Annotated in this window: 18 protein-coding genes, 1 tRNA gene and 1 pseudogene; 6 read left to right on the forward strand and 14 right to left on the reverse strand. The window is 65.2% G+C overall.

Features of this window, described 5'->3' with window-relative positions; all coding sequences use genetic code 11:
• Positions 1-65 precede the first annotated feature (65 nt).
• From bglX to N6H05_RS24725, 3 genes are all read right to left on the reverse strand, one after another.
• Positions 66-2,351: a beta-glucosidase BglX gene (bglX, locus tag N6H05_RS24715; protein WP_284112130.1), complete on the reverse strand. Its 2,286-nt coding sequence runs from the start codon at positions 2,349-2,351 to the stop codon at positions 66-68.
• A gap of 161 nt (positions 2,352-2,512) precedes the next feature.
• Positions 2,513-2,833, reverse strand: a complete 321-nt coding sequence (locus N6H05_RS24720; protein WP_017499387.1) for a DMT family transporter — start codon at positions 2,831-2,833, stop codon at positions 2,513-2,515.
• Positions 2,834-2,918: 85 nt separating this feature from the next.
• Positions 2,919-3,004: transfer RNA gene (locus tag N6H05_RS24725), tRNA-Tyr, on the reverse strand.
• A 103-nt stretch (positions 3,005-3,107) separates the two neighbouring features.
• On the opposite strand from N6H05_RS24725, the gene rlmB reads away from it, so the two are divergent.
• Together rlmB and N6H05_RS24735 are read left to right on the forward strand one after the other, a co-directional pair.
• Complete coding sequence (gene rlmB / locus N6H05_RS24730; RefSeq protein WP_284112131.1) at positions 3,108-3,848, forward strand: 23S rRNA (guanosine(2251)-2'-O)-methyltransferase RlmB; 741 nt, start codon at positions 3,108-3,110, stop codon at positions 3,846-3,848.
• A gap of 85 nt (positions 3,849-3,933) precedes the next feature.
• Positions 3,934-4,701, forward strand: a complete 768-nt coding sequence (locus N6H05_RS24735) for a hypothetical protein (protein WP_284112132.1) — start codon at positions 3,934-3,936, stop codon at positions 4,699-4,701.
• Positions 4,702-4,710: 9 nt separating this feature from the next.
• Here the strand turns inward: N6H05_RS24735 and N6H05_RS24740 are convergent, their stop codons facing one another.
• Positions 4,711-5,028: a 2Fe-2S iron-sulfur cluster-binding protein gene (locus N6H05_RS24740; protein ID WP_004210272.1), complete on the reverse strand. Its 318-nt coding sequence runs from the start codon at positions 5,026-5,028 to the stop codon at positions 4,711-4,713.
• Between the two features lie 76 nt (positions 5,029-5,104).
• Between N6H05_RS24740 and N6H05_RS24745 the strand changes: the two genes are divergently transcribed.
• Positions 5,105-5,734, forward strand: a complete 630-nt coding sequence (locus N6H05_RS24745) for a DNA-3-methyladenine glycosylase family protein (RefSeq protein ID WP_284112133.1) — start codon at positions 5,105-5,107, stop codon at positions 5,732-5,734.
• A 39-nt stretch (positions 5,735-5,773) separates the two neighbouring features.
• On the opposite strand, the gene N6H05_RS24750 is transcribed toward N6H05_RS24745, so the two are convergent.
• Both N6H05_RS24750 and N6H05_RS24755 read right to left on the reverse strand, forming a co-directional pair.
• Positions 5,774-6,406, reverse strand: a complete 633-nt coding sequence (locus tag N6H05_RS24750) for a YidH family protein (RefSeq protein ID WP_284112134.1) — start codon at positions 6,404-6,406, stop codon at positions 5,774-5,776.
• 12 nt (positions 6,407-6,418) lie between these two features.
• Positions 6,419-6,955, reverse strand: coding sequence for a DUF4136 domain-containing protein (locus tag N6H05_RS24755; protein WP_284112135.1), 537 nt, complete (start codon positions 6,953-6,955; stop codon positions 6,419-6,421).
• 173 nt (positions 6,956-7,128) lie between these two features.
• Here N6H05_RS24755 and N6H05_RS24760 point away from each other — a divergent pair, with 173 nt between their 5' ends.
• Positions 7,129-7,446: a hypothetical protein gene (locus N6H05_RS24760; RefSeq protein WP_284112136.1), complete on the forward strand. Its 318-nt coding sequence runs from the start codon at positions 7,129-7,131 to the stop codon at positions 7,444-7,446.
• Positions 7,447-7,638: 192 nt separating this feature from the next.
• Positions 7,639-8,313 (forward strand): hypothetical protein, encoded by a 675-nt coding sequence (locus tag N6H05_RS24765; protein WP_284112137.1) that lies wholly within the window; start codon positions 7,639-7,641, stop codon positions 8,311-8,313.
• Between the two features lie 5 nt (positions 8,314-8,318).
• On the opposite strand, the gene N6H05_RS24770 is transcribed toward N6H05_RS24765, so the two are convergent.
• Complete coding sequence (locus tag N6H05_RS24770) at positions 8,319-8,993, reverse strand: hypothetical protein (RefSeq protein ID WP_284112139.1); 675 nt, start codon at positions 8,991-8,993, stop codon at positions 8,319-8,321.
• A gap of 271 nt (positions 8,994-9,264) precedes the next feature.
• Positions 9,265-9,936: a murein L,D-transpeptidase catalytic domain family protein gene (locus tag N6H05_RS24775; RefSeq protein ID WP_284112140.1), complete on the reverse strand. Its 672-nt coding sequence runs from the start codon at positions 9,934-9,936 to the stop codon at positions 9,265-9,267.
• 134 nt (positions 9,937-10,070) lie between these two features.
• On the opposite strand from N6H05_RS24775, the gene N6H05_RS24780 reads away from it, so the two are divergent.
• Positions 10,071-10,640, forward strand: coding sequence for a helix-turn-helix domain-containing protein (locus N6H05_RS24780; RefSeq protein ID WP_284112141.1), 570 nt, complete (start codon positions 10,071-10,073; stop codon positions 10,638-10,640).
• Between the two features lie 21 nt (positions 10,641-10,661).
• Here N6H05_RS24780 and N6H05_RS24785 read toward each other — a convergent pair whose 3' ends face one another.
• From N6H05_RS24785 to N6H05_RS24805, 6 genes and pseudogenes are all read right to left on the reverse strand, one after another.
• Positions 10,662-11,984, reverse strand: a complete 1,323-nt coding sequence (locus tag N6H05_RS24785) for an oligogalacturonate lyase family protein (RefSeq protein WP_284112142.1) — start codon at positions 11,982-11,984, stop codon at positions 10,662-10,664.
• 14 nt (positions 11,985-11,998) lie between these two features.
• On the reverse strand, positions 11,999-13,267 hold the full coding sequence (locus tag N6H05_RS28340; protein ID WP_502958983.1) for an exo-rhamnogalacturonan lyase family protein: 1,269 nt from the start codon (positions 13,265-13,267) through the stop codon (positions 11,999-12,001).
• 51 nt (positions 13,268-13,318) lie between these two features.
• A pseudogene (locus N6H05_RS28345) lies at positions 13,319-14,656 on the reverse strand (exo-rhamnogalacturonan lyase family protein); the annotation flags it as partial.
• A gap of 73 nt (positions 14,657-14,729) precedes the next feature.
• On the reverse strand, positions 14,730-15,422 hold the full coding sequence (locus N6H05_RS24795) for a DUF6250 domain-containing protein (protein ID WP_284112144.1): 693 nt from the start codon (positions 15,420-15,422) through the stop codon (positions 14,730-14,732).
• 105 nt (positions 15,423-15,527) lie between these two features.
• Positions 15,528-18,221, reverse strand: a complete 2,694-nt coding sequence (locus N6H05_RS24800) for a TonB-dependent receptor (protein ID WP_284112145.1) — start codon at positions 18,219-18,221, stop codon at positions 15,528-15,530.
• A gap of 318 nt (positions 18,222-18,539) precedes the next feature.
• Positions 18,540-19,352: a class I mannose-6-phosphate isomerase gene (locus tag N6H05_RS24805; RefSeq protein ID WP_284112146.1), complete on the reverse strand. Its 813-nt coding sequence runs from the start codon at positions 19,350-19,352 to the stop codon at positions 18,540-18,542.
• Between the last annotated feature and the right edge of the window lie 31 nt (positions 19,353-19,383).

The following is a 19,383-nucleotide window of genomic DNA, read 5'->3' on the forward strand; positions in this document are numbered from 1 at the left end:
ATCGAAACGAATCGATTCCGTCACAGTGATCGGATTTTCCTATGAGAGAGGGTGGATCGGAGAGTTCAGCCTTTTGGTGGCGGAGAGGCCGGCGCCGCCGCATAGAGGGTGAACTGGCCATGCAGGCCGCCGGTCGAGGACTGGCCGACCCACAGGTCGAACAGGCCCGGCTCGGCGATACGGCGGTTGCCGGCGCCGACAAATTCGAGGTCGGTGCGCGACAGGGTGAAGCGGACCTGGGTGGAATCACCCGGCGACAGGGTCACGCGCTGGATGCGCTTCAGTTCGCGGATCGGGCGGGTGCGGCTGGCGACGCGGTCGCGGATATAGAGCTGCACCACCTCGTTGCCCTTGCGCTTGCCCTTGTTGGTGAGGCGCGCGGTGATCTCGACCGCGCCGTCCCAGCGCAGCGCGGTGTCGGAGAGCTTGAGGTCGCTGAGGGCGAAATCGGTGTAGCTGAGGCCATGGCCAAAGGGGAAGCGCGCGCTGTTATCGGTGGTGGCGTAGCGCGCCTTATATTCGGTACTGCCATTGTCCACGGTCGGTCGGCCGGTCGACTTGCGATCGTAGAAGAAAGGCTCCTGCCCGCTTTCCCAGGGGAAGCTGACCGGCAGCTTGGCCGAGGGATCGACCTTGCCGAAGAGGATGTCGGCCAGCGCATGGCCGGTTTCCGACCCCAGGAACCAGGTCGCCAGCAACGCCTGCGCATTGGCGACACCGTCATGCAAAGCGAGCGCGCGGCCATGGCGCAACAGGACGATCACCGGCTTGCCGGTGGCGGCGATCGCATCGGCCAGCGCCTGTTGCGAGGAGGGCAGCTCGATCATCGTGCGCGATTGCGCCTCGCCCGACATCGCCTGGGATTCGCCGACTGCCAGGATCACCACGTCCGCCGCCTTCGCTGCGGCGACGGCACGGGCGATCCCGTCCTTGATCGGGCCGTTGACTGCGCAACCCAGCTCGACCGTCAGCTTCGCGGGATCGGGCATCGCCGCGCGCAGGCCGGTGGCGATGTCGACACCCTTGTCGGGATCGCCGTAAAAGGCCCAGGGGCCGTAGAGATTGGCCTTGTCCTCGCCGAACGGGCCGATCAGCGCGATCCTTTGCCCGGCGGTGGGATCGAGCGGCAGCACGCCGTCATTCTTGAGCAGCACCACCGATCGCGCTGCCGCCTCACGCGCCAAGGCATGATGGGCGGGCGTGCCGATGCGCGCCTTCTCAACCGTCTCATCGAGCGAGCGATAAGGATTGTCGAACAGCCCCATCGCGGTCTTCACATAGAGGATGCGGCGCACGGCGACATCGACCGTCGCCATCGGCACCGCGCCGCTCTTCACCAGATCGGGGATGTGGCGGATATAGAGGCCGCTCTGCATCGACATGTCGACCCCGGCCAGCACCGCGAGACGGGCGGCGTCACGCTCATCCTCGGCAAAGCCATGGGCGACCAGTTCCTCGTCGGCGGTGTAATCGGAGAAGACGAAGCCGCGAAACTGCATCTCGCCGCGCAAGATGTCGGTCAGCAATTCGCGGTCGGCGGTGGCGGGCACGCCGTTAATCTCGTTGAAGGCGGCCATGGTGGTGAGCGCGCCGGCGGCAAAGGCCTTGCCGAAGGGCGGCAGATGGGTTTCGCGCAGCGTCTCGTCACTGATGTCGACGCTGCCATATTCGAGACCCGCCGCAACCGCGCCATAGGCGGCGAAATGCTTGGGGCAGGCGAGCAGCGAATCGTCGCGGCGCAGGTCGCGCCCCTGGAAGCCGCGAATCCGCGCCGCCGACAACAGGCCGGTCAGATAGACATCCTCGCCCGCGCCCTCGACCACCCGGCCCCAGCGCTGGTCGCGCGCGACATCGACCATTGGCGCGAAGGTCAGGTGCAGGCCGGCCGCCGTCGCCTCCACCGCCATGACTCGCGCGGTCTTTTCCACCAGCAAGGGATCGAAGCAGGAAGCCTCCCCCAGCGGCACGGGAAAGATGGTCTTGAGCCCGTGAATCACGTCGCCGGCCAGCAGCAGCGGGATGCCCAGGCGGCTGTTCTTGACCGCTATTTCCTGCGCGCGGCGCCCGCCGGCAACGCCGATGCCATTGAACAGGCAGCCGACCCGGCCCTTGCGAATCTCGTCCGCCAGGCGCTTCTCGTCCTGGATGCCGGCCGCCGGGTTGGGTGGGTTGAACGGGCGGAAGCTGTCGGCCAGGCAGGTCATCTGCCCGGCCTTTTCCTCCAGCGTCATCTTCGCGATGAGGTCATCGACGCGGGCGACGTCGGCCTGCGCCAGCGCGCGGCGGGGGATGCCAAGGGCGAGGACACCGCCCAGGGTGCGGATCAGGAGGTCGCGGCGATCAAGAGTCATGCGGGAGAGAGCGTAACCGGGGAAGAATGAACGGGGCTTGTCCGAAGACAAACGGACTTGCGCCGTTTTTGTTGCGCTGCGGCAATAAGCCTGCGGCGCGACGCCCCGATCCCGCGATCAGGCCACCGGGCGAATCATGTTACGCGAATCAGGAGTAGCAATCACGCCTGGGCCGACAATTTGGTGCCGACCACGCCGATCACGATCATCGCCATGAAACCGATCTGGGCCATGTTGACCCGATCGCCATAGAGAATCATGCCGCCGATGATGACGCCCACGGCGCCCAGGCCCGTCCAGATCGCATAGGCGGTGCCCGCCGGCAGATCCCGCATCGCCAGCGCCAGCAAGCCCATGTTGAGGAAGCTGAGGCCGATCGGCACGGCCGATGCCTGCCAGCTGCCGACAGTGGCGGCCCATTTGAGGCTCAATGCCCAGATGATTTCGGTGAATACGGCAATGCCGAGAATGACCCAGGCCAAGCGGCGTTCCTCTTGCGGTAACGGGCTCGGCTGGAGCGGCGCGCGGACCGGAAACCCGAAAGAGGCGGCGCGCCGATGAGGGCAGTGGTGGACAGGGCTGGATTCGAACCAGCGTACGGAAACCCGGGCAGATTTACAGTCTGCTGCCTTTAACCACTCGGCCACCTGTCCAGTGCCCTACGCGGTGGAAATTTGCTGTCCCGCCGCGCTGGAGGCGGCTCAATGGCGAATGGAGGCTTGCCTGTCAATGGGGTGATGTGAAAAGAGCGAAAACATGAAAAGAGGACATCGTACCGGCAAGCCGAAAGGCGCCTTCCCCCGCTTCTACGGGCGCCATGCCATCACGGCCGCGCTCGCCAACCCGAACCGCATCGTGCGCAAGATCTGGGGCACGCGCGAAGCCATCGGCGCGCTCGACCTGCCGCCCGTGCTGCCGATCGTCTATTCCGACGTCGCCGACATGGGCCGCATGGTGCCGTCGGACGCGCCGCATCAGGGCATCGTCGCCGAAGTCGAGCCGCTGGACGATGTCTGGCTGGGCGACGTGCTGGAACAGGGACGGGACGACCAGCGCCCGATCCTGGTGCTCGACCAGGTGACCGACCCGCATAATGTCGGCGCGATCCTGCGTTCGGCCGCCGCCTTCGACGCGCTGTGCATCGTCACGCAGGACCGGCATGCGCCGCCCGAATCGGGCGTGCTGGCCCGCGCCGCGTCGGGCGCGCTGGAAACCGTGCCCTGGGTGCGGGTGGTGAACCTGGCCCGCGCGCTCGAAGAGATTGCCGAAGCCGGCTACTGGCGCATCGGCCTGGATGGCGACTGCGACACCGTGCTGGCCGACGCGATCGGCGAATCGCGTGTCGCGCTGGTACTGGGCGCCGAGGGCGAAGGGCTGCGCCACAACACCATGGCGCATTGCGACATTATCGCTAAGCTGCCGATCAGCCCGCGCATGGAGAGCCTGAACGTCTCCAATGCGGCAGCGATCGCCCTGTACGCCGCCACCAGCCGGTAAGCGGCCGCCGGGCACCATCTTGCGACGATATGGGCGGGGCGCCCTGCCCCGCTCGCATGGTCGCGCAGACGAACGGGGGTTCGCCATGGTCCTATTGTCCCGCGCGGCGGGCGCACTGGCGGCGCTGCTGATGCTGCCCGGATGCCTGGTGACCCCCGGCAATTTCACCTCCACGCTCGACATCCGCGCCGACCGCAGCTTCGCCTTTGCCTATAAGGGCGAGATATTGGCGTCGGACATGGACAAGGCGCTGGGGGGCCTGAACAGCGATGCGGAGGAGGATCCGCTGGAAGGCGTCGCCCCGCCCGAGGGCGAGGAGGCCGTGTTGCAGAAGGTGGCGCAGAGCCAGAGCAAGACTCCCGCCGAGCCCGCCGCGCCCCAGTTCGACAAGGCCGGCGGCGACGATGCCCAGATGCAGGCGATGGCGAGCGCGCTCACCAAGGAAAAGGGCTTCCGGTCGGTCCAGTATCTGGGCGATCACAAATTCGCGATCGATTATGCGATCAGCGGAAGGCTGGACCATGCCTTCCTCTTCCCCTTCAACATCGACGCGCAGATCGTCCTGCCCTTCGTCGCGGTGGAAATGCGCGGGGCGGACCGGGTGCGGGTGAAGGCACCGGGCTTTTCCAACGGTTTCGACAAGAGCCAGGGGCCGGCCGGCATGGGTGGCGGATCGGGCGACGCGGCCGCCAAGGCGCTCAATGGCACGTTCACGCTGACCACCGATGCAGAGATCGTCAGCCAGAATCAGGAAGATGGCGCGACCACCGTGCCGGAGGGCAAGCGCATCACATGGACCATCACGCCGCTGACCGGCGATGCGCCGGCCGCGACGTTGCGGGTCAGGCCCTGAAGTAAGAAATCAGTCTTCCGGCGCGATGGTGACGCGCAGGCCGTCGAGCGCGTCGCTCAGCACGACCTGACAGGACAGGCGGCTGGTCTCGTTGCGATGATCGCTGCTGTCGAGCAGGTCATTCTCGTCCTCGCTCATCGCCGGCAGGGCGTCGGCAAAGGCCGGGTCGACATAGACATGGCAGGTCGCGCACGAGCAGCAGCCGCCGCACAGCGCGAGCAGTTCGTCAAAGCCATGGTCGCGAATGACTTCCATCACCGAGAGACCCTTGTCCCCCTCAACAGTCTGTTCGGCACCATCACGGTTGACCACGATCAGCTTCGGCATCTACCCATCCCTTTTGGACTTATCCCCGCCGCTCTGACGGACAGCGGCGGCGAAATCAAGGGCTGGACGGGCGGACATGGTAAGCACGGCGGAAGAATTGCGCGTCAGCCTGGACTTTATCGCTGCGGCGGAGCCGGCATTCGGTGCCGCGATCGCCAGCGTCGGCTATCCGGTGCCGCGCGTGCGCGAACCGGGCTATGAGACGTTGCTGCGCACCATCGTCGGCCAGCAGGTCAGCGTCGCCTCCGCTGCGGCGGTCTGGCGCAAGCTGGAGGCGGAACTGGGCGTGGGCTGCACACCCGAAGCGCTGCTGGCGCGCGATTTCGATACGTTGCGCGCCTGTGGCCTGTCGCGGCAGAAACAGGGCTATGCCCGCAGCCTGGCCGAACTGGTGGTGAACGGCACGCTGGACCTGCATGCCTTGCCCGCCGACGACGAGGTCGCGATCGCGCAACTGGTGCAGATCAAGGGGATCGGCCGCTGGTCGGCGGAAATCTATCTGCTGTTCGCCGAAGGCCGCCCCGACATCTGGCCGGCCGGTGACCTGGCCGTGCAGATCGCGGTCGGACGGATATTGGGCCTGGACGAGCGGCCGAGCGAAAAGCTGACCCGTGATCTCGCCGAAGCCTGGCGCCCGCATCGCGGCGCCGCCGCGATCATGGCCTGGCACCATTATAATAGCGGGCAGGACATGCTGCAGAGCTGAAGGCGGACGGGGCGCCTGCCCCGCCCGCCTTGATCCGATTCAGCCCAGTAGCGCGAGGTTGAAGACGATGCCCAGCACGGCCGCCAGTGCGAGCGCAAGCAGGCAGACGGCGATCACCAGCGTCACCGAAATCGGGAAGCGGCTGTCGGAGTGAATCAGCCCATCCTCCGTCATGATCTTGCGCCGGTCGCGCAATTCGGTCGCGAACTGGACATGGCGCACGATCCCGCCGGCCAGCAGCACGATGCCGAACACCAGCAGCGCCACGCCGAAATTGCGCGGCGCGTTGACATTCTGGATGCTGCCCGCGTCATGCATCTTCTGGAATGCCTGGTTGATGGTGAAGCCGAAGCCGATCAGCGACAGCGCGGTGCGCATTTCCGACATCAGGGTCCGGTCCGCGCTCATCCGGGTGCGCTGGAACGACATGCCGGTCCGGCGCATCGACATTTCGGTGCGGTGCCCGGACAGGTCGGTGCGATATTCGGACAGGTCGGTGCGATGTTCCGACAGGCCCGTGCGGTGGCGCGACAGGCCGGTGCGGAAATGCGAAAAGACCGTCGATGCGTCATCGGACGCCGCCGCCTCCGCCTCCGGAATGGGTGGGACGGGCTCACCCACATTGCGGGCGGGGCGGATCAGCCCGCCTTTTTCTTCCTGTGCTTCAGACATTGCCTTCGCTCCTCACTTGGCCTTTATCGGCGGCGGGAAATTGGCAAGCACGGCGGTCACCGCCTTGTCGATTACCGCCTGGTCGGGGCTCTTGCTGCTGACTTGTTGGGTGGCCGTGCCGTGCCAGACGGGCTGTTTCGTCCCGGTATCATAGATGTCGACCGTCAACGTACCATCGGCCACGTTGCGCACATCGACGTTGCGATAGCCGCCCCAGCCGGCCCACCCGCCCCAAGGACGATAATAGGTCGCATAGGGACCGAAATCGGTCACCTCGACCCGGTCGCGCGCGCCCAGGGTGAAGCCGATGGCGAACTCGCCGGGATTGGCCTGGCTGTAGCCGCGCGCCGCGAGCGCAGTGTCGATGGATGCCTTCACGCGCTGGAACAACAACGGGTTCATCCCCTGCGGCACATTGATCGATGCCCAGCTATAACTGCGATAGCCGGCGAAATTGGCGGCGGGATCGGCATCATAATTGACCCGCGGCGTGGTGGCACAGCCTGCCAGCGCCAGCAGCAGCCCGGTGACGAATATGCGCCTGAACATGTCGCGACCTCCCTTTGAATATCGACTGGCATAGCTAAGCGGACGCCCGGCCAGCCATCGGGATTCTTCCCTAGGGACCGCGCCGGATATCCCTAGCCAAGTGCAGGAATATGCACGTCGAAAGAGCTGATGGGCCAAAGCGGGACAGCCGTTCACCATAGGCGAAATCCGCTATGGCGCGGCACCTCGGAATGCGCGATCATTCGCTTATTCCAGCGGTCGGACGGGTGAGTCGCGGCGCCAATCGCGAAACTTTCCTGCCGATCGCAGCCCAGCAGAGGGAGCTGTGTGCGATGGTAAGAGACTGGCCTGCAATGGTCGCAGCGGGCGCCGGCATTTGTGTGGCACTGGCCACGGCAAGCAACATGGGCACGCCGCAAGATGCAACCCCCACCGTCAGGCTGGCGCCACCGGCCCTGCCCTGGCTCGACAATTTGAACACGGGCAAGCCGGCGGTGCGCGCCGGACAGGCGCTTTCCAGCAGCCGCTGACGCGACCATGATCCGAGCCGGACATGCCCGGGCTGAACGGACTGACGGATTCACGCTGGATAGGCCCGCGCTGAACCGGCCCGACTGAACCGGGCAACATTCGGCCGGGACGGCGCCAACGCCTGCACGGCTGGGCGGAACGATCCGGCCCCGGCGGCGGGATGCCAGCCTTCCTCATGATCGGGAGTGTCGATGGACTTCCTACGCCTGTTCCAGTCGCTGGAGGAATTTCTCTACGAGGCGATGAGCTGGCTGGTCTTCTATCCCCGCACCTTGTGGCGGACCATCCGCCACCCGATCCAGATGCTGCGCTATTCCGACAAGGAACTGGAAGACGCGCCCGACCAGCAATTTACCGACATGCTGAGCCCGCCCCTGTTCCTGATGCTGACCATATTGCTGTCGCACCTGATCGAGGTCGCGTCGCACCAGAAGATGCCGGAGGTCGCGACCACCGGCATCGGCAAGGAAATCACCGCGTCGGAAATGAACCTGCTGGTGCTGCGCGCCTTCCTTTTCGCCATCTATCCGCTGATGTTCGCGGTGCGGCGGCTGAAGGCACAGGGCATGGCGCTCAACCGTGATACGCTGCGCCGCCCCTTCTACGCCCAATGCTATATTGCCGGGCCGGCTGCGCTGGTGCTGGGCATCGCGTCGATCCTGGCGCGCCTCGGCGATGTCGGCTGGGCGATCGCCGCTCTCATCATCATGCTGGTGACGATCATCTGGTATCTGCGGATCGAGACGATCTGGCTGCGCAGTCGAACCCGGAAATCGACCGGCACGGCATTCCGATCGGCGCTGGGCACCTGGCTGCTCGCCTCGCTGATCAACAGCGGGGCGAGCTTCCTGATCCTGGGTCGCTGAACCGGCTATTTGCCGTCGGGCGTCATCGCCATCACATCGACGAAGCGGCGCTGCGCATCGAAGCGGCAACGGAAGCGCTTGATCCCCTCGCTGCCCTTGTCGACCGTGCCGTCGATGAAGAAGCCACCGGGCGCCTTGGCGATGGCACCGGTCTTCACATAGGTCGGGCGGGTGCCATATTGGCTCGATGCCTCCCCCCGGCAATAAGCGGGCATGTTGCCCGGCGTCAGCGCGGGACCGGTTGCCGCCGGCATGACCTGCGCCGCGGTGGCCGCCAGCGCGGCGACGCTCAGGGTCAGCGTATAATTGGCAACCTCATTACGGCGCGCGGCATTGCGCATCAGATAGACGCGGATGCGATAATCGCCACTGGCAGGCAGGCGGCCCGAGAAACTGTTGCCGGCGGTCGAACCGACGAACATCGCGCTATCCCCCGCACCGGGCGCCAATATATTGAAATAGCTGGAGGCGTTGCTGGTCTGAAGCCGGACATTCATGGTCTGGCCGGCGCGCGCGCCGACCAGATAATCGACCATGTCATAGCCCTTGAGCGACGCCTTGATGACCTTGGACGCGGTCCCCCTGGCAAATTGCACCCGCTCGCTGCGCACCGGCGCCTGAGCGATGGCCGGCATGGCCCACGCCGACAGCGCGACAGTCGCGATCATGGCATTCCTCATGATGCATCCTTTCGATCAATAGGGGTCCATCGAGATCATGTTGCCGTCGCCCGTCACGCTACAACGCGCAGGCCAATGGCAGGATGCGATGATCGGCCAGATGTGAATATCGGGATTCTTGGGGAGGTGGACAGAGAAGACAATCCATCCATAAATGTCCGGGAGCGATGCAAGGATCGCTCCCGGACGGCCATGGTGCCCACCGCGAAAGGGGTTAAGCGGCGGCACGGACCCGCGCGCCGATTGGGGCGACGCGCTTAACTGTAGAAGGTCAGACGACCAGCTTGGCCGCGTAGAGCAGGCTGCCCCGGCCCAGCTGGGCCATGACCTGCGACCGGACGCTGTCGCCGACCGCGAAACAGCCCTGGCTGCGCCCCAGCTTGCCGCGCGCACCGGCCAGCGTGGGCTCGGCATACCAGGCACCATGTAGCACGATCGCCCGGCTCATCGCATTGTCGTTGGTCGGATCGAGACCCTGCAAGCGCTGCGACGGGCCATGTTTCCCGACATAGGGATCGGCCGTCAGGAACGCGCCGGAACAGGAGGCGTTGGAGCCAGGCGCATTGGAAAAGCGCTCCAGCCAGCCGCTATGATCCGGATCCGACCCGCTGCCATGCGCCACCAGATAGGAGGTGGCGGTGCCATCCAGCAGGTTGACGATATGCAGCCGCGGTTCCGACGAGGGCGCGGCAAAATCGACCAGCGCCATGCGGTGCCGGTTGACGATCTGCGGATGCCGTTCCAGCGCCGCGCGCGCCTGCGCGAACAAAGCCGGCTTCACCAGTGCCGGCGGGGTCGGCGTCTGCACCGGCGCGACGGGTGTCCCCGGCAGCATGGGCCGCAGCGCGCGCATCGGCCCCGGCGCGGAGGCACGCGCGGTGCCAACAGCGCCCGCAACCAGAACGGAAGCGGAAAGGAGAAAACGGCGACGATCGGGGTTCATGGATCGTGCAACTAGGGTGCAGGCCCCGCCAAGGTCTTTGCCGGAATCGGGCGCGGCGCACAAAGTCTTGCGCGCATCCGTCCGACCCGGCATTTTTGTCCGGGCGGGGCAAGTCGAAGCGGGAGAAGCGGGACATGGCCGGAACGCGGCTATCGAACGGCATCTATCGGGAAGCGGTCGCCACCATCGTGCGGCGCATCCAGAAGGCCCATGGCCTGTCCGACAGCCAGTTGGCGGAGCGGATCGGCTGTTCGGCCGGCACGGTGAAGAATGCCCGCAACGAGGCGAGCAACCTGGACGCCGTGACCCTTGCCAATATCGAGCAGGTTTTCGGCCCCGGCGCGATCGACCCTTATCTGGCGCTGGCCGATGTTCGCGCCGTGCCGCTGGCCGCGCCCGTCTCGGTCGAACGGCTGCATCCGACGCTGGCGATCGTCGAGGCGCTGCACCGGATCATCGAGAAACAGATGCCCGACAGCGAAGGGGGCACCCGCATCACATCCCACGAGCTGCTGACGATCCTGAGCGAATTGCGCGAGGCGCGCGGCGTGTTCGACGCCCTCATCATGATCGCCGACCCCGCGATCGACAGCGGCGAGATCCGCTTTCGCGACAAGGGGCGCAAGCGGCTGGCCGTGGTCCACAGCCAGGGCGGCACCATCACCCGCGCCGACATCATGCACAGCGAGGACGATGCCGACTGATCCGGCATCGTCCCGTGCCGATCAGCCCGCCGTCTTGGCGACCTCCGCCGCGTAGATTTGCGGCGCGCCGTCCATGTTGGAGCGGAAGATCATCCATTTGCCGTCGGGCGTGAAGGTGATGTTGGGCTCCAGCCGATAGTCATGCTTGCGCATGTCGACGATCTTCTCGACGCCGAAGGTACCCGGCGCGATCAGGTCGGCGGCATTGTCGGCATGGATGCCGGCGACATCGGGAATGGCCTGGGGCGTGAAGAGATAGAGATATTTTCCGTCGGGGGCATGGGCAACCATTTCGCTGTCGCCGCCGTCGCCGGAGAAATGCTTCAAGTCGGGCGCCTGGTTATAATGGACCGACCATTGGTTGCGGTCGACCTTGAACCACTGCCGATGCCCGGTCGCCAGCTCATAGCCGGCGAGCCAGAACACCTCGCCACGCGGCGTCTGAAGATCATACCAGATCCACTTGCCGTCGGGCGAGAAGAACTCATGGCCGGCGATTTCCATGTTCATGGTGCGCTTGTGGACCAGTTGCTGGCCGCTGCCGTCGGTGCGGATCGTCCAGATCCGGTCGACCTTGTGCCAGGGGCCTTCATGGCAATACATGATGAGGCCGGGGTCGGTCGGCGAGAACTGGATATGGTTGAGCCAGTCGGTCGATGCGACCACCACCTTGCGTTCGCCGGTGTGGATGTCGATGGTGAAGATCTCCATCGGGATGCGCGCTTCCAGCCGCTCGTTGAGGCGCACTTCCTTCGCCTCGGCAAAGCTGAGCGGCTTTCCGTCCGGGCCGTTGGCGGCGTAGTTAGCCTGGCCGAACTGCTGCTTGATCTCCGGCGCGGCGCGCTTCTGGGTGCCGTCGGGCTGGAGCGGCTTGTCGCTTGCCGCCCACTGGCCGAGCAGCAGCGTCTCGTCCGCATTGATGGAGCCGATCGAACCGCGATCTACGGTCGCGATCTTGCGCACCTTGCCGCTGTCGATGTCGGCGGCATAGAGCGTCGTCGCGCCGGCGCCATCATCGCGCCTGTGGCTGGCATAATAGGCCGTGCGCGTCTTGCGCCCGGTAAAGAGCAGCTGGATATCCTTGCCCTTGACCAGCGGCCTGATGCTCCAGTCGGCCAGCGTCAGCACCGAAATGCCGTCGGGGGTGGAGATCACCATCTTGTCGCCCTGCGGCGTATAGCTGTTCTGGTGGAAATAGAGGCTGGCGCTGCCCGGCGTGTCGGTCAGTCGCAGCACGCGGTGGCCGGTGGTCTGGTCGACCCATTCGGCCACGGGCTTGGCCAGCGCCGGGGTCGCCGCGCTTACCGTCAGCGCCGCCATCAGGCCCATCATCATCGTCTTCATCTTAAGGCCCTTCATCAGTTGGCAGCGTCGGCGAGCGCGTCGGGAATGAGCGCCAGATTCTGTATCGCGGCAAGGCCCCATTGCGATGCCGCATTGGTGGAGACGTCCGGCCATTCAACGATCGGGCGGACATAGGCCGGTCCCTTCAGCATCACGCGCGGATCGCCGGTCGACAGGCCGAGGCCCGCTTCACCACCGAGGAACTCCTTCCAGGCGCGAACCGCCAGTTCCCTGTCGCCGGTCTCGCGCGCCACATAGGCGGTCAGGCGCGAATGGCCTTCCTTGAGGTTGCGGCGGCCGAAGGGCTGGTCGAACTTCGCCTTCCATTCCTGCGGCGAGGCGTTGAACCAGCGGCAATAATCGAGCCAGGCGGCGCGATAGCGCGGCACGTCGAGCAGGTCGAGAAGCTCGGCATTCACCTCCAGCGCGCCGAACACGGCGTTGAGGTGGGAGATGGACATCTTATCCCCCGCCCCCATGAAGCGCCCGGTCTTGAGGTCATAGGGGGCGCTGCCCGCCAGCCAGCCATATTTGAGGCGACCGATGCTATCCATGCCGTTCAGCAGCCGCTCGCGCCATTTCCTGTCGCCGGTCCGCTCCCATTCGGTGAGCCAGGCCGAGGCGACCGAACACCACATGGTGCCGAAGCTGAGGTCAATGACCCCCGCCGGCAGCGGTGTGCGCTCCGCCCCCGGCACCTTGCGGCCGATCTCGACATGCTCCAGCGACAAGTCCGACGTGACCAGATCGCGCATCAGGTCGCCGGCCCGCTCGTCGGCGGTCAGATAATAGAAGATGCGGCGATACATGGCATTGCTGACGCGCGGCTGCTTGCTGCTGTCGCTCCAGTGCTGGACGCCATGGCGCGTGCCCAGCCCCTTGAACCGGCCGAGATGATAGACATCGACCTCGCCGGTATGGCGGGTCAGCGCCTCGGCAAAGCGGAAGGCGGCGGCATTGCCGGTGCGCAGCACGCTGGTCCAGAACCACAGGTCGGGCGACAGCTCGCTATTGTCCCAGGCAAAGCCGCCAATGTCGTAGCGCCACACATGCCGGTCGAAATCATAGGTGTGCATGATGTCGCCATGGTTCCAGAAACCATACCAGCGACGGCGATCCACCTCACCGACATAGAAGTCGACCAGATTGCTATTCTGGTCCTCGATCCGCGCCTTCATCGGCGTCGAGCGGTCCGGCAGGCTCCAGATGCCGAACACGCCGGCTTCATGGATGCGATCGGGCGTCACCATCAGCTGCGGCGGCACGGCGTTCGCCTGCGCCATCGCGGCCAGAGCATCGGCCGAAGGGGTGGCGGCGCAGGCCCACAGTGTCAGCTCGCTGGTGCGGGCGACGCCGGTCGCGGCATCCCAGCCGGGCTCATAATCCTCATAGGTGATGTCCAGCCCTTCATTCTGGGCGTCATAGCCCTCCATCCCCAGGACGCCGCGATAGGAGCGCATGTCCATCGGCTTGGCATCGGGCGACCAGAGCCAGGCGGTCAGCGTCGCCATGTCGCTTTCGGCGTCCCGAATGCTGATCTGCGAAGGGTGGCGCTGCCAGAAATAGCGGGTGGCGATCGCCGCGCCGCCCTGGGGCGAGCCGATATAGCCCAGCCCCTGCGACCGGCTGCCGGCGACGGAATCGACCCAGGCATGACCGTCCTGCGTGCGCTTGGCGATGGCGAAGCCGTCGGCCGACAATTGGGTCAGGTCGAAATCGCCCCAGGTCGGGATGCGATCGAGCAGCTTGGCGACGCCGGGTGCCATCGCGTCCATCGGCACCGCCTTGCCGGCGATCTGCGCGGCGCGGACGGCCTTGCCTGGATCGCGGCGCAGCCCGGTGAGCGGCCGCACCGCTTCGCTGAACAGGCCGTCGTCGGCAGTGGAGAGGCGGACATGGCGGTCATGCGGGGCGCCGGCCATCGGCACGGCAGCAGTCAGGCCGATGCCGCTGATGAAATCCTTCGCCGGATCGCCATCGAAGATGAAGCTGTGGACGATGCGCAGATGATCGGCGCCGGCATGGGCGTAGAGGCGCAGGGTGAAGGGCAAGATCTGCCGCCCCTGTCCTTCATGCACGCCGGTCAGCTTGACGACGGCGCGGACCGGCCCCTTCTGCTCGACGGTGGCGCTGGTGATGCGGCCGGTGAAGGGCGTGCGGGTGCCGCCTTCAGGCGCGCTGTCGACGCTGGCGACAAGGGTCAGGGGACCAACGACGGTACGATTGCCCTGCTGCGCCGACTGGATGATCGCACTGCCCGACCGGCCGATGCTCCAGCGCAGCGCGCCGACCTGAATCTCGATCCGGTCCGCCAGTTCGCGCACCAGCACCGGCGCCTGCGGCGCGGCGGGCTTGCCCGGCACCACGCGCAGCGCACCGGGCTGGCCGGTGCCGGCGGGCAGCGCATGGGCGGTCCATTTGATCGAACCGTCGGGCCAGGTGGCGAGCGTCCAGTGCTGCGAGGGCAGAGCGGTGCCATCGGCGCCCTGCACCGACAGCGGCTTGCCGGCGCGCAGCACCCCGCGCGGCCATGGCACGCCGAACGTCTGGCCAAGCGAGAGCGGCGGGGCGGCATCGTCGATCCAGCGCACCGGGGTTTCCGGCATGGCGCCGCCACGCGCACTGGTCGCCGCCTGCGCCGCGCCCGGCAGCAGCGCGGTCGCGCTCGCCATCAATCCCGCCTTCAGGCTGTCGCGCCGGCTGATCCCCGCCCTGATATCCACGTTGCTCTCCCTTTTATGTTGTTCAGATCTTGGTGATGGTGAAGTTGCGGACCTGAAGATGGCTCTGCGTCGTGCGCAGGCCGAAATGGCCGCTGAGATAGGGATCGGGATCGTCGAGCGTGAACAGGGTCGCCCCGTCCCGCTCCACCGCGATATGAGACCCGTTGGCGATCAGGCCGATCGAAAACCACTGATTGGGCACCAGCATCGCCGCCTTGTCGGTGCGGTCATGGTCCGGCAGCAGCGGGCGATGGCCCGGTTCGCCGACATAGCGGCGCATCCGCGTGGTGCTGTTCCGGTTGCCGCCGATGCCGACATAATAGGTGCGGAGGCTGTCATACTCCTCGAACGTGCCGCTGCGTGTGCGGCCGAGCGCCGATCCGCCAGGCGCCGCCGGGTCGCGCGCCATCCAGAAGGCGTTGACGTCGCTGACCTCGTCATAAGGGCCGCCATCCGACACGGCGCGCACATCATAGCGGATCGCGACCGGGCCGCTCAGTTGCTTGCGGAGCCAGAGCGTCAGTCCCCTGGGCGCGACGATGTCGAGCAGGCCATCCTGCGCGGTCACGCGCGCGTCGCCCACCGCCTCCAGCTGCCATTGCTTCAGGCCATGGCGGAAATCGTCGCGCCAGAGCGGCTTTCGCGCCGCAGCGTTCAAGGGGCCGGCGATCGGCGCGAGGGCCAGCGATGCAAGGAGGGTGCGGCGAGAGAACATGGCGACCTGTCCCGCTTGATCTTGAAAACATGATGCTGCGGGTCGGGCATGTCCCGACCCGCAGCCTGTCTCATGACCTGGGGGAGGCCAGGCCATGAGCGCCAATCAGAGCTTGAAGCGGATACCGCCATAGACGCGGCGGCCGACCGTCTCGATGATGGTGCGGCGTTCGACGCTGTTGGCATTTTCCTTGCGCGTCGCGTCGAGCAGGTTGACGCCTTCCAGGAACATCGAGATGCCCGGCATCAGCGTGACGTTGAGCGACGCATCGAGCTGGCCATAGGCTTCGCCGAACTCGGGATTATTGCCGCGGCCCTGCGCCGTGATCAGATATTTGGACCGCCAGTTATAGGCGCCCCGCAGGCTGACGACGTCGTCTTCATAATAGGCCGAGATATTGTAGGCATGGCGCGACAGACCCTGGAACGGCAGGGAATCGCCGGTGAAATAATCCTTCCCTTCATAGCCGCTATCCTTGGAGTAGGTATAGTTGGCGACCACGCCCATCTGCTTGAGCACCGGCACGTCGATGAAGTCGAACGCGATCTGCGCGCCGGCTTCCACGCCGTTGATCGTCACCTTCTGCGTGCCGTTGGTGGGCACGGTGATGGTGTAGGTCACGCCGCTGGCATCGGTATAGGGCTCGGTCGTGTTCTGGATGAACGAGCTGATTTCCTTGCGGAAATAGGTAACCGACGCGAAGCTGGTGCGGTTGATATAATATTCCAGGCCCGCATCATATTGGCGGGCACGGAACGGCTGGAGATCGGGATTGCCGCGCGAACCCGACAGGCCGACCACGTCGATGGTGAAGCGCGGTGCCAGCTGCTGCGGCAGCGGACGGGCCATCACTTCGGTCGCGGTCGCACGCGCCATCAGCTTGTTGGGGATGAGTTCCGCCTTCACGTTGATCGAGGGCAGGAATTCGGTGTTGTTGCTGTCATAGGACACAGGCGAGATTACGCCGCCGGTGCTGAGATAGCCCGAGGTGTTGACCTTGGTATTGACGACGCGGGCGCCGATCACGCCGCTGACCGGCACAGCGCCGACATCGAAGGCGAAGTTTGCCTGGCCATAGCCGGCCAGATTGCGTTCGCCGACCTTCCAAGTGTCGGTATAGACCTGGCAGGTGCCGTCGGCATTGGCCGGGCAGCCACCTTCCGCAAACGGATCGGGAATGCCGACCGCATCGGCGATACCCTGGGTCATGTTCAGCCAGCCGCTATAATCGCCGGTGAAGCCCAGATTGCCGGTATGGAAGAAGGGCGAGGTGCCGAGCGCCGCATTGCCGTTGACGATGCTGTCGATCCGCGACTGCACCGCCGGATCGCTGAAGCCGTTGAGCGTCGTGGTGCGGGTGTAGAAGCGGCTCTTGACCGTCAGGTCGCGATATTGGCCACCGATCTTGAACGCGGTGAACAGGCCGCCGTCGGTCTTATATTCCGCGTCCAGCTTGGCCATCTTCTCGGTCTGGTCGTCATAGCGCGGACGACGCAGCACGGTCAGCTGGTTGATGCCGGCCGTGGTGGTCGGATCATTGGGCAGGATGATCTGCGGCGCATTCTGGCCGTTGCTATAGTCGACGATCAGGCTGGACATGCCGGTGACGGCCGCGGTCGCATTGATCTCGTTATTATAGGCCTTGGCCTTGGACAGCGAGATTTTGGGCGTCAGCGTCAGATTGCCGGTCGTCCAGTCGGCGCCCAGCGCGACATTATAGGTGGTGCGCTTGATGTCGCCCAGAATGTTGCGATAGGACACGCCCAGCTGGCTGGTCTGCGCCTTCGACGTATTGTTGGTCATCACCAGATATTCGACCGTATTGTCCGGGCCGATGATGGTGTTTGCAGTATCGACGATGCCGCCGCTGGTGCCGGTCTGCAAATATTGCGAGGTCACCGACTGGATCGACTTGGTCCAGTTGCTTTCGACATAGGCCTTGAAATCGTCGCTCGGGCGCCATTCCAATATGCCGTTCAGGGCATAGCGGCGGGTTTCCAGGCGGTTGATGACATAGCGCGGAATGTCAGGGAAGAAATCGCCGACGCCGTCATTGTTGAGGTCGTAGACGGCGCCATTGGCGTCCTTCAGCTGGACCCAGCCGGTGGTGCGCGCCTGATGGCTTTCGACATTGCGGTTCTCGAACGTGCCCGACACCAGCACGCCGATCGTGCCGTTGGCGAAGGTGTCGCTGCCGATCAGCGCCAGGCGCGGATCCATATGGTCGCCGATATCGGCATAGATGGCCTGGGCGGAACCGGCCAGATAGGGCTTGCCGCCATTGTCGAACGGCCGGCGGGTGATGACGCGCACGGTGCCGCCGACGCCGCCTTCGGTCATGTCGGCGGTGGCCGACTTCACCACTTCCAGGCGGTTGACGAATTCGGAGGGCAGATCGCGGAAATCGACGTCGCGGCCGCCGCCCACAGTGGTGGACAGGGCGGTGACGCCGTTGATCTCGACGCGGTTCAGTGACGGATCGGCGCCGCGGATGGTGATGCCGGAGCCTTCGCCGTCGGACCGGGTCAGCTGGACGCCGGTCACGCGCTGCAGCGCTTCACCGACATTCTTGTCCGGGAACTTGCCGATATCCTCGGCCGAAATGGCGTCCAGAACCTGGGCCGCGTTGCGCTTGGCATTGAGTGCGCCCTGAAGGCTGGAACGGATACCGGTAACGACGATATCCTCGCTGCTCGCTTCGGGCGCCTGCTGGTCCTGTGCCGCGGCCGGCATGGCGCCCAGCAGGACGGCGGCGACGGCCGACGTCGACAACAAGGCGCGATAATTGGAAAACCTCACTTAAACATCCTCCCTATGCGTGCCCCCCCGTTTGGGCACGGGTTTGAGGTTGTTCGCGGCCAGACCCCGCCGCGGCAACCCTTTAATGTCCCATATATTGGGCTTTAATATCTATATATGGACACGCAGGAATGGCGCTGCATTTGCGATGAAGCGAGCCTCATCAGCGATGAATCGTTACATTTCCGGACCACGGTTCCACCATATGGGCCAAATGATGGCGTCGACCAGACTCACGCGAATCTCGTGGCGCCTGCGGCATGAACGGGCTGGCATCTTCGTCCGACCCGTTCCAAATTATGGAATGATGTCAGTGGCTCAGGCGGTGGGACGCGCCAGCAGGCCGTGCAATCGCTGTGTCACCACGATATCGGCCTGATCCTCGATCAGCCAGCACTCGCCCGCTTCCCACGATTGGTCTTCGATGCGGCCATGGCCACGCAGCGGGATGAACCAGCATGGCCCATGCCCCAGCGAGATGGTCTCGCCCGCCCCGCAAACCAGGTTTTCGAGCGTGAAGGGCGCGCCAGCTTCATCCACCAGCATCGTCGCGCGCGCGCTGCTCACATGCTGCGCCGGCCGGTCATAGGATTCGCCCCGACTGACCGCCATGCCGGCATCCAGATGCAGTTCGCGCGGGCGACCATAATCATAGAGTCGGTAGGTGACGTCGTTATTCTGCTGCACTTCGACCAGGGTGATGCCACCGCCAATGGCATGGATCGTGCCGGCCGGGACATAATAGAAATCGCCCGGTTTCACCGGCTTCCAGTCGATCAATTCCTCGATCGAACCGTCCAGCGCAGCAGCCCGCAACGCAGCGGCGTCAACCGCCTGGCCGAGGCCGATACCCAATCGCGCATCGCCCTCGACATCCAGTACATACCAGCATTCCGACTTGCCGCCGGCCAGACCCATGGCCCGCGCCTGGCTATCGTCAGGATGGACCTGCACGGACAGCTTCTCGCTGGTGAAGAGATATTTGACCAGCAGCGGCTGGGCGACATCCGCCTCGGTCGTGAACCAGATTTCGCCGATGCGTCGATCGGCATCGGCTTCATAATGCGCCGACAAGCCAGTGCGTCCCCACGGCTTTTCAACGGCGATGGGAATCAGGCGATAGGAAGACATGACGCCGCCAATAGCATAATGACCGATACTG

This window comes from Sphingobium sp. WTD-1 (genome assembly GCF_030128825.1).
GTDB lineage: Bacteria > Pseudomonadota > Alphaproteobacteria > Sphingomonadales > Sphingomonadaceae > Sphingobium.

Excerpts from the sequence above, each read along its gene's own strand:
- bglX (WP_284112130.1), bottom strand. The coding sequence starts at position 2,351 with ATGACTCTTGATCGCCGCGACCTCCTGATCCGCACCCTGGGCGGTGTC.
- rlmB (WP_284112131.1), top strand. The coding sequence starts at position 3,108 with ATGAAAAGAGGACATCGTACCGGCAAGCCGAAAGGCGCCTTCCCCCGC.
- N6H05_RS24735 (WP_284112132.1), top strand. The coding sequence starts at position 3,934 with ATGGTCCTATTGTCCCGCGCGGCGGGCGCACTGGCGGCGCTGCTGATG.
- N6H05_RS24740 (WP_004210272.1), bottom strand. The coding sequence starts at position 5,028 with ATGCCGAAGCTGATCGTGGTCAACCGTGATGGTGCCGAACAGACTGTT.
- N6H05_RS24745 (WP_284112133.1), top strand. The coding sequence starts at position 5,105 with ATGGTAAGCACGGCGGAAGAATTGCGCGTCAGCCTGGACTTTATCGCT.
- N6H05_RS24750 (WP_284112134.1), bottom strand. The coding sequence starts at position 6,406 with ATGTCTGAAGCACAGGAAGAAAAAGGCGGGCTGATCCGCCCCGCCCGC.
- N6H05_RS24755 (WP_284112135.1), bottom strand. The coding sequence starts at position 6,955 with ATGTTCAGGCGCATATTCGTCACCGGGCTGCTGCTGGCGCTGGCAGGC.
- N6H05_RS24760 (WP_284112136.1), top strand. The coding sequence starts at position 7,129 with ATGGCGCGGCACCTCGGAATGCGCGATCATTCGCTTATTCCAGCGGTC.
- N6H05_RS24765 (WP_284112137.1), top strand. The coding sequence starts at position 7,639 with ATGGACTTCCTACGCCTGTTCCAGTCGCTGGAGGAATTTCTCTACGAG.
- N6H05_RS24770 (WP_284112139.1), bottom strand. The coding sequence starts at position 8,993 with ATGAGGAATGCCATGATCGCGACTGTCGCGCTGTCGGCGTGGGCCATG.
- N6H05_RS24775 (WP_284112140.1), bottom strand. The coding sequence starts at position 9,936 with ATGAACCCCGATCGTCGCCGTTTTCTCCTTTCCGCTTCCGTTCTGGTT.
- N6H05_RS24780 (WP_284112141.1), top strand. The coding sequence starts at position 10,071 with ATGGCCGGAACGCGGCTATCGAACGGCATCTATCGGGAAGCGGTCGCC.
- N6H05_RS24785 (WP_284112142.1), bottom strand. The coding sequence starts at position 11,984 with ATGAAGACGATGATGATGGGCCTGATGGCGGCGCTGACGGTAAGCGCG.
- N6H05_RS28340 (WP_502958983.1), bottom strand. The coding sequence starts at position 13,267 with ATGGCGCAGGCGAACGCCGTGCCGCCGCAGCTGATGGTGACGCCCGAT.
- N6H05_RS24795 (WP_284112144.1), bottom strand. The coding sequence starts at position 15,422 with ATGTTCTCTCGCCGCACCCTCCTTGCATCGCTGGCCCTCGCGCCGATC.
- N6H05_RS24805 (WP_284112146.1), bottom strand. The coding sequence starts at position 19,352 with ATGTCTTCCTATCGCCTGATTCCCATCGCCGTTGAAAAGCCGTGGGGA.